General features: G+C 43.8%; 14 protein-coding genes. 11 read left to right on the plus strand and 3 right to left on the minus strand.

What is annotated here, in order from left to right; genetic code table 11:
* Positions 1–556: 556 nt before the first annotated feature.
* The gene (locus QO187_RS00300) at positions 557–1,852 is read right to left on the minus strand and encodes an NCS2 family permease (RefSeq protein ID WP_101204806.1); all 1,296 of its coding nucleotides are present in this window, start codon (positions 1,850–1,852) and stop codon (positions 557–559) included.
* A gap of 628 nt (positions 1,853–2,480) precedes the next feature.
* Between QO187_RS00300 and tolQ the strand changes: the two genes are divergently transcribed.
* From tolQ to QO187_RS00325, 5 genes are all read left to right on the plus strand, one after another.
* Positions 2,481–3,203: a protein TolQ gene (gene tolQ, locus QO187_RS00305; RefSeq protein WP_160021948.1), complete on the plus strand. Its 723-nt coding sequence runs from the start codon at positions 2,481–2,483 to the stop codon at positions 3,201–3,203.
* Positions 3,200–3,658: a protein TolR gene (gene tolR, locus QO187_RS00310; RefSeq protein ID WP_160021950.1), complete on the plus strand. Its 459-nt coding sequence runs from the start codon at positions 3,200–3,202 to the stop codon at positions 3,656–3,658. Before tolQ ends, tolR begins: the two co-directional genes overlap by 4 nt.
* Positions 3,659–3,731: 73 nt before the next feature.
* Positions 3,732–4,754, plus strand: coding sequence for a cell envelope integrity protein TolA (locus tag QO187_RS00315; protein WP_371546600.1), 1,023 nt, complete (start codon positions 3,732–3,734; stop codon positions 4,752–4,754).
* Between the two features lie 136 nt (positions 4,755–4,890).
* Positions 4,891–6,183, plus strand: a complete 1,293-nt coding sequence (locus QO187_RS00320; RefSeq protein ID WP_371546603.1) for a translocation protein TolB — start codon at positions 4,891–4,893, stop codon at positions 6,181–6,183.
* Positions 6,184–6,663: 480 nt separating this feature from the next.
* Positions 6,664–8,070 (plus strand): nucleobase:cation symporter-2 family protein, encoded by a 1,407-nt coding sequence (locus QO187_RS00325; RefSeq protein WP_101204801.1) that lies wholly within the window; start codon positions 6,664–6,666, stop codon positions 8,068–8,070.
* A gap of 142 nt (positions 8,071–8,212) precedes the next feature.
* Here the strand turns inward: QO187_RS00325 and QO187_RS00330 are convergent, their stop codons facing one another.
* Positions 8,213–8,878, minus strand: a complete 666-nt coding sequence (locus QO187_RS00330) for a TetR family transcriptional regulator C-terminal domain-containing protein (RefSeq protein ID WP_057759606.1) — start codon at positions 8,876–8,878, stop codon at positions 8,213–8,215.
* 523 nt (positions 8,879–9,401) lie between these two features.
* Here QO187_RS00330 and uraD point away from each other — a divergent pair.
* From uraD to QO187_RS00360, 6 genes are all read left to right on the plus strand, one after another.
* The gene (uraD, locus tag QO187_RS00335; RefSeq protein WP_101204800.1) at positions 9,402–9,923 is read left to right on the plus strand and encodes a 2-oxo-4-hydroxy-4-carboxy-5-ureidoimidazoline decarboxylase; all 522 of its coding nucleotides are present in this window, start codon (positions 9,402–9,404) and stop codon (positions 9,921–9,923) included.
* 77 nt (positions 9,924–10,000) lie between these two features.
* Positions 10,001–10,369 (plus strand): hydroxyisourate hydrolase, encoded by a 369-nt coding sequence (gene uraH, locus QO187_RS00340; RefSeq protein ID WP_101204799.1) that lies wholly within the window; start codon positions 10,001–10,003, stop codon positions 10,367–10,369.
* A gap of 111 nt (positions 10,370–10,480) precedes the next feature.
* Positions 10,481–11,836: a urate hydroxylase PuuD gene (locus QO187_RS00345; protein ID WP_101204798.1), complete on the plus strand. Its 1,356-nt coding sequence runs from the start codon at positions 10,481–10,483 to the stop codon at positions 11,834–11,836.
* Between the two features lie 80 nt (positions 11,837–11,916).
* Positions 11,917–12,897 (plus strand): allantoinase PuuE, encoded by a 981-nt coding sequence (gene puuE / locus QO187_RS00350; protein WP_101204797.1) that lies wholly within the window; start codon positions 11,917–11,919, stop codon positions 12,895–12,897.
* Between the two features lie 113 nt (positions 12,898–13,010).
* Positions 13,011–14,123, plus strand: coding sequence for an allantoicase (gene alc, locus QO187_RS00355; protein ID WP_101204796.1), 1,113 nt, complete (start codon positions 13,011–13,013; stop codon positions 14,121–14,123).
* Positions 14,123–14,650, plus strand: a complete 528-nt coding sequence (locus QO187_RS00360; protein WP_101204795.1) for an ureidoglycolate lyase — start codon at positions 14,123–14,125, stop codon at positions 14,648–14,650. Before alc ends, QO187_RS00360 begins: the two co-directional genes overlap by 1 nt.
* A 110-nt stretch (positions 14,651–14,760) precedes the next feature.
* Here QO187_RS00360 and guaD read toward each other — a convergent pair whose 3' ends face one another.
* Complete coding sequence (gene guaD, locus QO187_RS00365) at positions 14,761–16,158, minus strand: guanine deaminase (protein ID WP_101204794.1); 1,398 nt, start codon at positions 16,156–16,158, stop codon at positions 14,761–14,763.
* Positions 16,159–16,366: the final 208 nt, after the last annotated feature.

The following is a 16,366-nucleotide window of genomic DNA, read 5'->3' on the forward strand; positions in this document are numbered from 1 at the left end:
TAAGTAGGTCGTTCGACTGTTAAACGGGCTACGTTAACAATACAAAGGCAACAACGAAAAGCTAAGCGGCATTAGTGCCTTCTTCTTGTTAGTAGTGAAAGGAGTGTGATGACCAAATATCGCCTTATTGAACCGAAAAATCGCTCTAATAATTATAAATCTGTCATCTTTGATGATGCTAATTCACTGTAAGAAAAACCTCTACGGCGTTGATTGAGGTGATGCGCTTAACTCGGCTATAATATCACGAAATTTTTTTTCAAACTAACGAAATTAATCATTTTCAAATAATTAATTTCTATCTAAATAACAATAACTTACAAGCAATTTACTGACTATGACTCTTTGGTTACGTTTTTTTGTTTGCTATTGCCTATAGTTTGTCATCACGCTGCTTAACACCAGTAACAAAAATACCAAACATTAGCATCGAGCATACAGGGCTTAGATCAAGACGATAGGCTTATTTACTGACAAAGAAAAACCCTCCTTGTCATCAAATGATAAGGAGGGTTTCTTGTTTAAGACACTATCTAATGTCTTATAACGCCTTGCATTATAAGAAAATAATCTTGAACAACAATATAGCAGTCAAAATCCAGACAGCGATACTGATATCTGCAAACTTGCCTGCAATTGCTTTTACAGCCGTAAAGGTAATAAAACCAAGTGCGATGCCGTCAGCGATAGAGTATGTAAGCGGTGTGAATAGCAATACCACGACCACTGGTGCTGCTTCTGTTAAGTCGCTCCAGTTAATGTCCTTTAGGGTACCCATCATAAGTACGGCTACATAAAAGATAGCGCCAGCCGTTGCATAAGCTGGAATCATACCTGCTAGCGGCGAGAAGAAAATACTGAACAGGAATAGCACACCTACCGTAACAGCCATTAAGCCTGTACGGCCACCTGAGGCAATACCAGAGATACTCTCAATATAGCTAGTCGTCGATGAAGTACCCAGTAAAGAACCCGCTACTGTCGCTGTTGAATCAGCAAGTAGTGCTTTGCCCATGTTCGGGATATTGCCATCTTTGTCCGTTAATTTTGCTTGGCTAGTGGTAGCAATCAAAGTACCAGCAGTATCAAACAAATCGACAAATAAGAAAGCAAAGATAACACTGATCATGCCCACATCAAATGCACCAGCAATGTCTAACTGCATAAGCGTCGGTGCAATAGAAGGCGGTGAAGAGATGATACCTGTGAACTGCGTATAGCCCATTAATAAGCTAATCAGTGCAACCAATAAAATACCAATGGTTACCGCACCTGGGACTCTCTTATAAGACAGGCCAATGATAACAACAAAACCTAATGAAGCCATGACAGGACCAAATGATGTCATGTCACCAAGGCCAACTAAGGTTGCATCATGATTGACGATGATGCCTGCGCTTTGCAATGCAATAAACGCCAAGAACGCACCAATACCAGCGACTACGCCGTTTTTGAGAGACGTTGGAATGGCATTAATGATTGCTTCACGAATCTTGAATAGACTCAATAGTACGAAGATACAACCAGACAAGAACACCGCACCTAACGCTGTCTGCCATGCGTAGCCCATACCAAGCACCACACCATAGGTAAAGAAGGCATTAAGACCCATACCTGGTGCGAGCGCAACTGGTAGTCGGGCGTAGATACCCATGATGAAACAACCTACTGCTGCTGCTATACAGGTCGCTACAAATACTGCCCCTTTATCCATACCTGCATCGGCTAAGACGTTAGGGTTGACAAAGATAATATAAGCCATCGTCAAGAACGTGGTTATACCAGCGATGATTTCTGTTTTGATCGTGGTATTTTCACCATTAATCCCAAAATAGCGTTCAATTGCATTCATAAGTGTCGCCCCCGACTGGCTAATAAAAAGTCATCATTACCTAAAATTGAACATGACCTCAGCGAAAAAATAACGATGCCACAATAAGAATAATGTAGTAACAAAGCGTAACATATTAGACCAGTTATCTTACAAACTCAATCGTTGATAATGTCTATCTCGTACAAAATAGGATTTTGAGAGACTTCAAGACTATCGGTCAGAAAAGCCACATGAAAAGCTATATATAGTCATGCTGCTCGACGCTATTCGAAAAACTACTTTCTACTCGTCATTGAGGAAATATTCGGTTTGACTCATGAGCTTTAGGTAGTAAGTGTTTGCTCGGTCATTATCCATGTTATCCAACTAACTATTGAATGAATCAGTAGTAGCCCAACTAAATAGTCGTTTAACACATTAATAATGACCTTTCTCTCATTTAGAAGTAAACTAGGGGGTTATTATACCGATACCTAAATCGCGATACTTACTGTTGCAGCATTTTTCTAAGCACAGTTACAAATTTTTAGTGAAGAAACGTGCTGCGTATTAAATAATAAAAAGTAAATAGTGTTTGTTTAGGGGTTGTCTGGTTCGGATACCACTATTCCAGCCAGCTGTTATCAATTATTCGTGAGTCCATTACATGCCTGAATCATTAAATATTGTCGGTCTTATTACCCAAGCCAGTCTATTGGTGCAGATTGTGATGGCACTATTGTTATTAGCCTCTTTACTCAGCTGGGTTATTATCTTTCGCATGAGTGCTCGACTTGGTACAGCCAAAAACTTTGATCAACAATTTGAGACTTGGTTTTGGTCAGGCGAAGACTTGGCCAAACTATATCAAGGCATTCAAGGCTCTCCTGATCGTCAGGGACTTGAGCAGATTTTTTATGTGGGCTTTTCAGAATACCTAAGAATGCATAAAAAGCGTCAACCTAAAGACGACATTATCGATGGTGTTGAACGCAAGCTACGCGTCGGCCTAGGTCGCCAGCAGCAATTGCTAGAGTCGGGACTGACGACGCTAGCCAGCATTGGCTCCGTTGCTCCGTACATCGGATTGTTCGGTACAGTGTGGGGCATCATGAATGCATTCTTGGGACTGTCTCAAACTGAACAAGCTACCCTCGCCTCTGTCGCTCCCGGTATCGCCGAAGCACTGATTGCCACAGCCATGGGTTTGTTTGCCGCTATCCCTGCGGTATTGGCATACAACCACTTCACAGCAAAATCGAGCCAACTATATGACTCGCGTGCCTTATTTTGTGATGAAATGACAGGCATGCTACAGCGTGAGACCAGCGTACAAGCGCCTATTAGTAAAGAAACCCAAGTTAATGCAGGTCAGGTGACAGGGCTATGAAACCAAACCCCTACGGCCGTGAAAAAAAAGCTCTTAATGCAGAAATGAACGTCGTACCTTACATTGACGTCATGCTGGTGCTACTGGTGATCTTTATGGTGACAGCGCCGATGCTGATTACAGGCGTCGATGTTGATTTGCCAAAAGAGCAAACCAATACCATGAGTCAAAGCCAGTTACCTGTGATTGTCTCGTTGACTGACAAGGGTGATATTTTTATCAGCTATGAAAGCAATGTCGACGTGCCAGTAAGTGAGCCTGAGCTGATTAATACATTGTCTAACCTGCAGTCTCAGAGCGATAATAATAATGCTGAACCAGTACAGGTGATGATCAATGCCGATCAAAACAATCAGTACGGTGCCATCATGACGCTCATGGCAACCTTGCAACAAGCAGGTATCGAAAAAGTTGGGTTACTAACCGGTGCACCACTACCCACGCCTTCTTTATAGTGATAAGCGTCCTTTAGTAAATGTCTTATATCATAATAGCCAATCCTAGTAATCCATCTGACAAATCACGTTCATGAGTATCCTTACCATGCATAATGCTCCTGCCGTCTATGTACCTACCGAACCAGAAAGCAACGGGCTAACACTGCCGACGTTGCTAAGCTTACTAGCGCATGGCCTTGTCATTGGCATACTGGTCTATAACTATCAAACCACTGAAGTTGAGACTGCTGGTAGTATTGAGACGGTCATGGTGTCTCCTGAGCAACTTGCTGAAATGCAAGGACAAATACTGGCCAACCGTGCAGCAGCCAGTGCGATGCAGATGGATAGTAGCACTAGCGATTCGTCTAGTAGTGCCCAGCCAGAAATATCTGGTAGTAGCGTCAGTGCGCAAAATCCAAGTCAGTCAAGCTCTCAGCGCGTGCCTGTATTTATACGATCTGAGGAGCCAGCTGGTCAACCCATACTGATGAGCGAAGACCATCAACAACGTCTTCTTGAGCAAAATCAAGAGTATGAGCGCAAAATGGCTGAGTGGGCAGCGCAGTTAGACGAGTCCGCTATGGAAGAGCTTGACCAAGTCGATCAAAGCAAACGCGACCAGCTTATAGAAGAACAAAAAAGGCTGGGAGAGTTTCGTCAAAAGCAAAACAATCCACCAAAGATAAAACGTCCCACTGCTAGCGATCGCAATATTGAGATTGATACTGCTGGCTCTGGCAATGCAGGAAAAACCTTTAGCCTATCAGATGGGCAGTCTACTGTGTCTGGTGATACGTCAACCTCTAGTACGTCCAAGGGCAGTAGTCGTTCTGCAGCCAGTGGCAGTCGCGGTGCCAGCAACAGCGAAATTATCAATTTAATCAAGCGTAACTATACGCCGCCTACCGCCGCGCGAGGTTCTACTCAACGCGCCACCCTGACCATCACTGTCAATGAAAATGGCGATGTGATCAATGTGACTGCCTCTGGACCTGATAGCACGGTCAACGAAGCGGCCAGACAAGCGGTACTCAATACTGGCAGCCTCCCGATTGATGCTGATGACCCTAAATACCCGACTTTTACCATACAGTTTAAAGGCAGCAATTAATCAGTTGCTAGGTTCTTATAATATTGGTAACGTGACGTTAAGCGGCTTGTCTCGCATAGGTTGCTGCCTCATCTAGATGCTTGTCTCATTAAATAAAAAATGAATATCATACTAATTTTAGGAGCTCCATTTACCCATGCGTACCCCAAAAAAATTACTAGCCTCATTACTCGCCAGTACCTCAGCATTGCTGATATCGCAAAGCGTGCTCGCTGCACCTGTTGTACTAGAATTGGACTATGAGATTCCTGTCCAACAAAACCAAGTCGCGTTTGTATCGTTTGCGGGTGACTCTGTCTTATCACCGATTATATTAAATGATCTGAGTAAAACCGAGCTAAAAGTAACCAATCAAGATCTACCGCAGCAGCCACACAGTAGTAAAGAGCTGACAGGTACATTACCTGTTTGGCAAAGCATGGGCATACCGTATCTGGTTGTCGGCAGTACGCGTACCAATCGTGGCAAAATAATCACCGATTATGAAGTCATCGATGTCAAATCTGGTCGTGTGATAGAAGGCAAGCAAAGCCTAACCGCCGACAATAATAGGGAAAGTATGCGTTATGCCGGTCATGTCATCGCAGACAAAGTGTACGAGCTGATTACTGGTATTCCAGGGGATTTCTCAGGACGCATTGCTTATATTGAAGAAACAGGAACTGGCAAACAAAAGATCTCTCGTCTCAAAGTAATGGATGCTGATGGCGAAAACGCTAGAACCATTACTGAAGTGGCAGGCTCTATCTTCTCACCAGCATGGTCACCTGATGGCAACCGTATCGCCTACTCGGTACAACGTGAGAAATCATATCCTGTTATCTACGTGCAGAACGTCAGTGGCGGCGGTGCAACTGCTCTGACGCCTTTTTCAGGTAGTAACCTAAGCCCCTCGTTCTCTCCTGATGGTAGCAAGATATTATTCTCTAGTAGTTTTGAAGGTAGCGCTGATATCTATGAGATGAGTGCCAGCGGCGGTACACCTAGAAGGCTTACCAATTTACCAAGCAGTGAAGTACAACCAAGCTATGCACCAGACGGCAAATCTTTCGTTTTTGTCAGTGATAAAACTGGCTTTAACAAGCCGCAAGTCTATCGCTACGAGTTTGCCACGGGACAAACCATTAAAGTTTCAAATGGAGGTTATGCGACCAGTCCACAGTTTAGCAGTGACGGTACACAAATTGCCTTTTTGAGTGGACGCTCAGCGGCTATTATGAATAGCAATGGTGCTATCACTACCAATCTTGGCAATACAGGTATCGACGAAGCTCCAAGCTTCTCACCAAACGGTAAACGCGTGGTCTACGCATCGACCCAAGGCGGAAAAGGCGTGCTGACTATCAAGTCCCTCAATGGTGGCGAAGCGTTTGGTAAGTCAGGACAAGGCGTTATCCGCTCACCCGTATGGTCATCAAGCCCAAAGTAGCAATTTTGGTTATAGTAGAATAAATATCAAGTAAGCAAAATTGAAATGCCCCAATCATAGTCGTTATGGTTGGGGCTTTTTTTGATTAAAAAACAGCAATAGATATAACGATAGATCTTAGTACTTATATATTCTAAATGGTCAACACCCCTCGTCTTTGATCTACCTTCCAATATTACATAACCCTCCCTCCTTCGTAACAAACCTGTAAACGCACTAGTATCAAAAAAAACATTGCAATGATTTGTATTTTACCTATACCCTAAATAGACCTGACTAATTGGTCAGGTTGTTCAAATATTAGCCAACATATATTAGCTATTTTCATTGTTTATCTTACAGACGGATGCGTATCCTATTGTTTACATCGATAAAAAACAAGTCAAGGATTGGGTTAAGACTTTGATCTCGTGATCTACCACATTGTCTGATATCTACAGTCAAGCGGGTACTAAGCAGTTATTTTAGGAGGAAACCACCATGAGTGAAAACGTTCCAGCGAATACCGACTTACTGTATAGACTGCATGACCGTCCTACCCCCATCAAAGCATTTTTAGGTGCTATACAGCATGTACTTGCAGCGTTTGTAGGTATCATCACACCCTCTCTTATCATAGGTGGCACATTAGGTTTAGGAGAGCATATCCCCTACCTTCTCAGTATGTCATTGATAGTATCTGGCGTTGCAACCTTTATTCAGACCCGTAAAGTAGGTCCTGTTGGCTCTGGTCTCATGGCGTTACAAGGCACCAGCTTTGGATTTCTGGCAGCGGTACTGACAGCAGGGTTTGTGGTAAAAAACCGCGGCGGTGGCCCAGAAGAGATTCTATCAGTTATTTTTGGTGTTTCATTTCTCGGTGCATTTGTTGAGATATTTTTGAGTCAATTTATCACCAAACTTAAGTCCTTTATGAATCCTATTGTTACAGGCTGCGTGATTGTCACGATTGGCTTGTCATTAACTAAGGTAGGTCTGACTGACTTAGCAGGTGGGTTTGGTGCTGAAGATTTTGGTAGCATTCCGAACTTACTTTTGGGCGGTGGTGTGCTGGCAAGTGTCGTACTGATTAGCATCATCAATAATAAAGTCATTCGCTCAAGCGCCATCTTTATCGGTTTGATGCTTGGCCTTATCGCGGCCGTATTTATGGGACATATCGATTTCTCATTGGTTTCTGAAGCGGCTTTTTTTACGGTGCCGATCCCTTTTAAATATGGCTTTGGTTTTGATTGGCAAGCTTTTATTCCTATTGCCTTTATGTATATCATTACCAGTATCGAGACCTCAGGCGATTTGACGGCGACCTCAATGATATCAGGTGAACCGATCAAAGGCCCTCTCTATGAGAAACGCATCAAAGGCGGCGTACTAGGAGATGGTGTTAACTCTCTGATTGCTGCAGTATTCAATACCTTCCCCGTGACGACCTTTAGCCAAAACAACGGTGTAATCCAGATGACGGGTATTGCCAGTCGCTATGTGGGTTTCTATGTGGGCGGTATTCTATGCCTAATGGGGCTGTTCCCTGTGCTTGGTGCTATTTTTACGCAATTACCTAAGCCTGTCGTTGGCGGCGTCACGCTACTGATGTTTGCGACGGTAGCGACTGCTGGTATTCGTATCTTATCTACCGTGCAATTTACGCATCGTAATGTCTTAATCATTGCCACCTCACTGGGTCTGGCAACGGGTATCGCCTTTGTCCCTGACGTACTGTCACAAACGCCGCAGTTCTTTCAAAATATCTTTGGCTCAGCAGTAACGATGGCAGGGATTGTGGCAATCACGCTTGATATGATTTTACCCAAAAACTATGGCATCGAGTTTGATACTAAAGCACAGCACGCAAAAGACAACTTAGAACCAACGCAAGAAGTCGCTTAATGCTAAGCGAAAGCTAGGGTTAAATATATCGAAGTGTTTAGCATTAAGCGAGGTGCACAGAAAAATAGAAACAATCTGTGCACTTCGCTGATTAAGCACCTGACTTATTAAATAGGAACCTTGTCAAATAGCTATCTTGTTATCATTCAAGGCCACAGCCTTTTAAAATAAAAGGCACCAGAAAGTCTGCCGCACGCGCTTCATCTGCTGCGTCATACGCCGTCTTATCCATCAATCCAACGATTTCAATCTCGAATTCAGCATAACGTTGGGTAGTCGCCCAAATCAAAATCAGTAGTTGTAGAGGATCAGTAATCCCAATTTTTCCTTGCTTGTGCCACTCTTTCATTACCTGCGCTTTATCGTGTACCCACTCCTTCATCGTAGTGGACATAAATTCATGCAAATGCGGTGCACCACCGATGACTTCAATCGCAAATAATTTATGGCGACTTGGATTGACAAATGCCTGATGTAGCTTGGTACGGACGAATTTTTCGATGACTGTTTTTGGGTCGCTATCTACTGTCATGGTTACCAAGCCTTCATTCCATTCTTGAATGATCGAGCGTAGCACTGCCATGTAGAGGTTTTTTTTATTTTTAAAGTAGTAGTGAACATTGGCTTTAGGTAAGCCTGCTCTATCAGCAATGCCCTGCATCGTAGCGCCGCGATAGCTCTGAAGCACAAACTCTTCTTCAGCTGCCGCTAAGATAAGCGCTTGATTCTGTGCGCGAATGGCTTGTTGGCTACGGTGCGAGGGCGTATCAGTCACTGAGGTTTCTTCCTTTTGATTGTTTTGAGTCATAGCAGTGGTATCTCACTCTAAGAGACAGGTTCGACAAAATAGTCGCTATATTTTGCTATGTATTCTTATATAAACACATAGATTTGAGCAGCATAACCTGTTAAATAAAAATATTTCGCACAAAACAGTTGACCAATTAGTCAGGTTTTAGCAAAATGGGAACTGTAAATCAATTACGCCGTCATTAACTACCTCTTGCCAGACGTTTTAGACGGCCAAAATATCAGTGTTTCCTTAGCAAATCTGTTTCATATTGTCAGTTCACTATAACTTGAAATTATGCAAAGCGTATATAAGCGCCAAAGCTCTGACTACGAACACATAGATTATCGACTTTTGATTTTATGCAAATTAATAGCGATTAGCTTAATCAAAGCAGCCATAAAACTGAAACAGCCGCTGCTTATCAAGATTACTGCTTATACCTGTAAGTTTATGCAAATAACCATAAGGTATAAACCTCTATCAAACATTTATCGCCCGACACAGATAACGGGCTACCCTATTAGAAAAGGATGTCATCGTGAGCTTAACCTTAGCGCAATTCAACGATTTATCACAAGAAGTCGCCATCGCTCAGCTATTGACTTGCTGCACCAGTAAAAGCTGGGCTTATAAGCTTGCAGACGCCCGCCCTTTTGTAGACGTTGATGCACTGCTAACAAGTAGCGACGCTATCTGGAACAAAGTACAAAATGATGAGGCTAACTTATTAGAAGCGTTTGATGGGCATCCACAAATCGGCAACGTAGCATCTCTAAAAGAGAAATACCGCAACACACAAAGTAGCGCCGCACACGAACAATCAGGCGCTAACGATGCAGCAGACGAAGTCCTCGAAGCACTTGCCAAAGGAAATCGCGACTATCTTGATAAATTTGGTTTTATTTTTATTGTCTTTGCGACGGGTAAAAGCGCGCAGCAAATGCTGGATCTACTATTAGCGCGCTTGCCTAATGATCGTGCCACAGAGCTTGCCAATGCAGCCGCTGAGCAAAATAAAATTACGCGTCTACGTTTAAACAAACTACTAGACAATGCTTAGACAGGCAAATAGTAGTCGCAGAGTTAGACTAGCATTTTTATCCTATTTATATTTCTCACAAATTTAAAGGAAGCATTATGTCTGCCACCCTATCATCACATATCTTAGACACTCATCTTGGCAAACCTGCGGCTGATGTCGCCGTTACCTTACACCGCATACGAGACAACGGTGCCGCCACATTATTGGCACATGGCACAACCAATAGTGATGGCCGTGTCACACCAGACGCTTGGCAGTTTGATACAGCCATCGATAGCACAGAGCATCAGCTAAATATTGGCCGCTATACCGTAACGTTTGATACTCAGTCTTATTTTAATGCTCAGCAGTTGACAGCATTTTACCCGCAAGTGGTTATCGACTTTGTGGTAAACGATGCCAGTCATTATCACGTGCCACTTCTGCTTAGTGCGCACGGTTATAGTACCTATCGCGGATCGTAGCTTTGGCGCTGTTTAGCTCTCTGCTTTGTTATTAGTGTTCAAGAAATACTATCAAAAGAAATTACCAAGACATTTTATTAAGACACTGTCATATTAAAGGACATTTATTACATGGGCGCCTATCTTCTCGAATGGTTGAGTTTATTTTTCCGATGGTTTCATGTTATCGCTGGGGTGGCATGGATTGGTGCATCGTTTTATTTTGTGTGGCTAGATCTAAGTCTACGCAAACCGCCACAGTGGAAAACAGACAAAGGCATTTCGGGTGATCTTTGGGCCGTCCATGGCGGCGGGTTTTATGAGATTGCCAAATACAAACTCGAACCCGAAGAGATGCCAAAGACGCTACATTGGTTTAAATGGGAAGCTTATACCACTTGGCTGACGGGTGCGGCGATGATGTCTATCGTCTATTATGCCAATGCAACTGCCTACCTAATTGACCCAAGCAAAGTGCCGTTTACTAGTATCGGTGCCATTGCCACCAGCTTGCTTTTCTTATTTGGCAGTTACTTCATTTATGAAGTGATCGTACGCAGTCATTTGGGTAAAAACGCGTTTATCTTTAGTACCTTGATTTTTATCTTGCTGGTCATCGCGAGCTGGGGCTCTTATCAGCTATTTAGTGATCGCGCTTCGTTTATTCATATCGGTGCCATCTTGGGCACGGTGATGGTAGGTAACGTATTCTTCGGTATCATGCCGGCTCAGCGTGCGCTCGTTGACTGTGTGCGTCGCGGCGAAAAACCAGGTAAAGAAGTGGCTGAATTGGCATTACAAGCCAAAAATCGCTCACTGATGAATAACTACTTTACCCTACCGCTGATTTTTACCATGATCAGCAACCATTACCCAATGATGTATGCTCATGAGAAAGGTTGGTTGGTATTGGTCTTCGTCGGTATCATCACCGCGACTGCCCGTCATTACTTTAACCAAAAGCATTTGGGTCATAAAAAACCGCGCTACTTGGTCATTCCAGCCGTATTAACTGTATTATTAATTATCTGGATGCGACCTGAGCCGATTGAGCCAGCGCCAGCAATGCCTGCTACTACTTCAGTAGCACCTACGACAACTGATAGCACGCCGCCAGCTACAAGCGCGACTACTGACTCAAGCACTGATGCTGTTGCTAACGCTAATACCAATTCTAATAGTAATGCTACTAATAGCGTTAACAATGATGCCGCTATTGCTGAAGCCGTACCAGTGAGCGCGTCAGCAGATGACGCCATGATGGATGTCGTGCATACGCGCTGTAGCACCTGTCATGCGGTACAACCGACACAGCAAGGCTTTGCCGCGCCGCCAGCAGGAATCATTTTGCAAACACCAGAAGACTTAAAAATTCATAAAGCGAAAATCGTCACTGCGGTACAGACTGGCTATATGCCGCTTGGTAATATTACTCAGCTGACGGATGCGGAGCGCCAACAGCTCGTGGCCTATGCATCATCACTTTAATTTTTGATAAAAAATAACTGTCCTTTACAAGCAATATTTAAATAAATATCTAAGGCTCTAGCGATATAGGAATATAGATAATGAGCAAAAAAATTACCAGTGACTTTGATATCAGTACGTATCCCCGCGACCTAAAAGGCTATGCTGGCAACCCACCAAAAGCGAACTGGCCAGGTGGCGCAAAAATCGCCGTACAATTTGTATTAAACATCGAAGAAGGTGCAGAAAATAGCGTCATCCATGGCGATGGGCAATCAGAGCGTTTCTTGTCTGATATCTTAGGCACACCAGAATTTAACAACCGTCACCAGTCTATTGAATCTGCATTCGAATACGGTAGCCGTGTCGGTGTATGGCGTGTATTAGATGTATTCAAAGAGTACGGCGTGCCAATCACCACGTTTACCTGTGCTGCCGCTGCTGAAAAGACCCCGCATATCATCGAGCGTGTATTAGAAGATGGTCATGAAATTGCCAGTCATGGTCTACGCTGGATTACTTATCAGGATATGTACCGTGAGACGGAGCGCGAACACATTCGCTGTGCTACCCAAATATTTAAACGTATGCTAGGCGGACAACCTCTCGGCTGGTATACAGGACGCGATAGTCCAAATACTCGTGAACTGGTTGCCGAGCAAGGCGGCTATACCTATGACTCTGACTCGTACGGTGATGAGTTACCGTATTGGCTCAATGTAAAGGTCCAAGACGGCAATATGATCACGCGTAAACCACATTTGGTCATCCCTTATAGCCTAGAGACCAATGACATGCGTTTTTCTTCTAGCCCGGGATTCACCCATGCTGAACCATTCTATCAGTATCTCAAAGACAGCTTTGATACCTTATACGAAGAAGGCGCACACACCTCTAAAATGCTGACCATTGGCTTGCATTGCCGCATTATTGGGCGTGCAGGACGCATCAAAGCGCTAAAGCAGTTTCTGAGTTATATCACCAATAAGCCCGACGTATGGATATGCCGCCGTGATGATATCGCTAAACACTGGTACGAAAACCATCCTGCTACGTCAGACAACACTGCTAACTGGATGTAAGCTTAGGCTATTGTTCTAGTTCTGCTTAGCTAAGCGCGTACGAATTGGCATAGATTAATAAATAAGATAGCACCCACACTATCAACACACACCGTTATTAAAAAGGAATCATTGTGAGTCAAAATACTTCAGCAGTTGGACAAATTATCTCTGCAAACAATCTACCTGATGCCCTGCCAGCATTTACCAAAAAATCAAACGTCGCCGACAGTCGTTTGGGCGCAAAATCGCTATTCGCCACCGATGATTTTTTTGCGGATAAAAGCCGTATTCTAAATCCTGATGCGCCTATCTTTGTGGTTGGTAAGTTCGATGACAACGGTAAATGGATGGACGGCTGGGAAACACGTCGCAAGCGCCATTTGGGTTACGATTATTTAGTGATTCAACTGGCGCGCCCAACCAAAATAGCTGGTCTAGATATCGATACCAGTCATTTTACAGGTAACTTCCCCTCTTCCGCCAGTGTCGATGCCTTATACGCGCCAGATCTGCTACAGCAAGATGAAACTGAGCTTGCCAGTCTAAGCAAAAAAGACTGGGATGGTAAAAATTGGCAGGCGCTAGTAGGTATGACCCCATTGCAAGGTCACAATCATGAGCTTGTCGAGATTGATCATGGGCAAACCGTGACCCATATTCGTTTGAATATTTATCCAGATGGCGGCGTTGCCCGACTACGTGTCTATGGTGATATCCAACTTGATGCCAGCCTAAATACACAAGGCGAGACACTTGACTTGGCAGGCGCGTTAAATGGTGGTCGTGCCATTGCTAGTAACGACGCACATTTTGGTGCGGCTAGTAATTTACTACTACCGACTAAAGCACCTAATATGGGTGATGGCTGGGAGACCCGTCGTCGCCGTGAGCCAGGCAATGACTGGTGCATTATCGCGCTAGGTCAAGCAGGTATCGTTGACGCTATCGAGATAGATACGGCACATTTCAAAGGCAACTATCCTGATAAAGTTTCGATTCAAGCCGCCTACTCACCAAATACACCCGAACAAACCTTAGTGACTCAGAGTATGTTTTGGGAGACATTGCTTGAGCCGCAGAAAACCAATGCCAATGCCGTTCATAACTTTGGTAAAGACAAGCTTCAACTTAATAAACCCGTTACTCATATTCGGGTCAATATCTTCCCAGATGGCGGCATCAGCCGTGTACGCGTGTATGGCAGGATTGCTGAGGTTGACACTAATAGTAAAGAGGCAAAATAATGTCTGTCACATTAACAGCGATACCTTTGACCAAAGCAAATTTTGCACCTTATGGCTCGGTCATCGAGCGCTATGATACCTGTGAGCAAACCGCTGACAACACTTATGAGATCAACAATGGCTATGCGGTTCGCCATCATGCACTTGCCAAAAGTCAGCTTGATGGTGGCTCAGTTGGTATGAGTATCTTTCGGGCCAAGAAACGTGAGAATCCGATTGCACTCTCGGTCATGGAATACCATCCGCTTGGAACACAGGCATTTGTATCTATGGAGGGGCAAGATTATATTGTCGTCGTCGCCAAAGCTGGCGTGCCGCCGCATTCAGCTAATGATCTAGCAGTGTTTTATGCAAAATCTAATCAAGCCGTACAGTATGATACCAATGTCTGGCATCACCCTCTACTCGCTCTCGGGCGTGACAGTGACTTTTTAGTTATTGATCGTATCAATGGCGAGGGTGATAACTGTCATGAGATTGATATCACGGATTGGCATGTGTCTATTGAATTAGAAAACGTCAGTTAGAAAATGAACACCGCCAAGCTATCCCATAAGCACAAATCAAACCAATAAAAGCCCCGTTTATGTTTAACATAAACGGGGCTTTTTCGTTATTCATATTTTTCGCTAGTTTATCAAGACATAGATTTACGATAGCGACTCACGCCAGCGATGACTGTCTGATCAATTACTCTATCATCGCCTAGCATCATTAGTACAAACAACTGCTCTTCCAGTGTTTTGGTCTGCACCATACGTCGCTCAAGCAATTCCGTTGCACCCATATCGATAACCACAAAATCTGCTTCTTTATTGGGCATAAAGTTACCGATTTTATTGTCCAATAATAGCGACTGGGCATTACCCAACGTAATTTGGTACAGCCCTTGATGAGCGGATAGTTGATTGCTTTGTAGTTGTTGGATTTTATACGCTTCTGACAGAGTCGTCAGCATCGACAGACTTGTCCCTGCTCCAACGTCAGTGGCGATACTGACACCAGTATAACTTAACGTCTTGGGTAAATCGAACAATCCACTACCCAAAAACAGGTTGGACGTCGGACAGTGTGATATCTGCGTACCAGTATCGCGTAAGCGTTCATACTCCGATTTTTCAAGGTGAATACCATGTGCCAAGGTGGTGCGTCGACCCAGTAATCCCATCGTATCATAGACATCTAGGTAGCCTTTATGAGTGGGATACAGTTGTTTCACAAAGGCAATTTCATCACGGTTTTCTGCTAGATGCGTCTGCAGATAAACACTCTCGTAACTGGCATACAGCTCACCTGCCATTTGTAGTTGCTTGGGTGTCGAAGTAATAGCAAAGCGCGGGGTAATCGCTACATGCTGACGACCACGCTCATGCCAATTATCAATGATGTTTTGGGTGTCTCGAATACCTTGCTCAGCAGGTACACACAAATTATCAGGCGCATTTTGGTCCATCAAGACATTGCCTGTGATCATGCGGGTGTTGAGCCGATGGCTTTCAGTAAAAAATGCGTTCACTGATTCAGGGTGGCTGGTAGAAAACACCATGGCGCTCGTCGTACCATTTGCCAGCAGCTGGTTTAAGAAGAACTGTGCCGTATCATGCGCTACTTTTGGATCGCCAAAATTGGCCTCGGTGACGAAAGTATAATTATTAAGCCAGTCAAGTAATTGCTCACCATAAGCAGCAATCATATCTATTTGCGGATAATGTACATGAGTATCGATAAAACCTGGCATGATCAATTTATCGCGATAGTCATGCACCTTGACTGCTAGCCTACCCTCTTCATTTGCATACTTTGACAGTATAGTTTCACTACGACCATACTCTACAATGCACCCTGTCACACCATCTACGACAAGCGCACCATCAGCGATATATTCAGGATAAACCTGTACACCTTCAATCACTGGTAGCAACGTAATGTCTCGTTCCACAGCTAATGTCTGTAAATGATCAGAGGTTGTACGCTCAGTACGATCGCTTTCGGTCAAGTAGTGCAGCAGTCGAGCTTGATAAATATGTAGGGTCATTCGTAGATCTCACAATGGCTTGGTAGTCCTGAGCGTTTTAATGATTTGGTGGTGTTCTAAAAAGTATGCTGGCGATAGAAGCCAATAAAAAATCTATGCTAAGTTCTCTGATTCTATAGGGCTTTCAAGGCTTCAAAAACTGTTCAAGTTTTAATCAGCATACTTTTTGACACACCACCAATGATTTAATAACAAGTATAAAAATTAT

The organism is Psychrobacter sp. Arc9 (genome assembly GCF_041431295.1).
In the GTDB taxonomy this organism is placed as follows: Bacteria; Pseudomonadota; Gammaproteobacteria; order Pseudomonadales; family Moraxellaceae; genus Psychrobacter.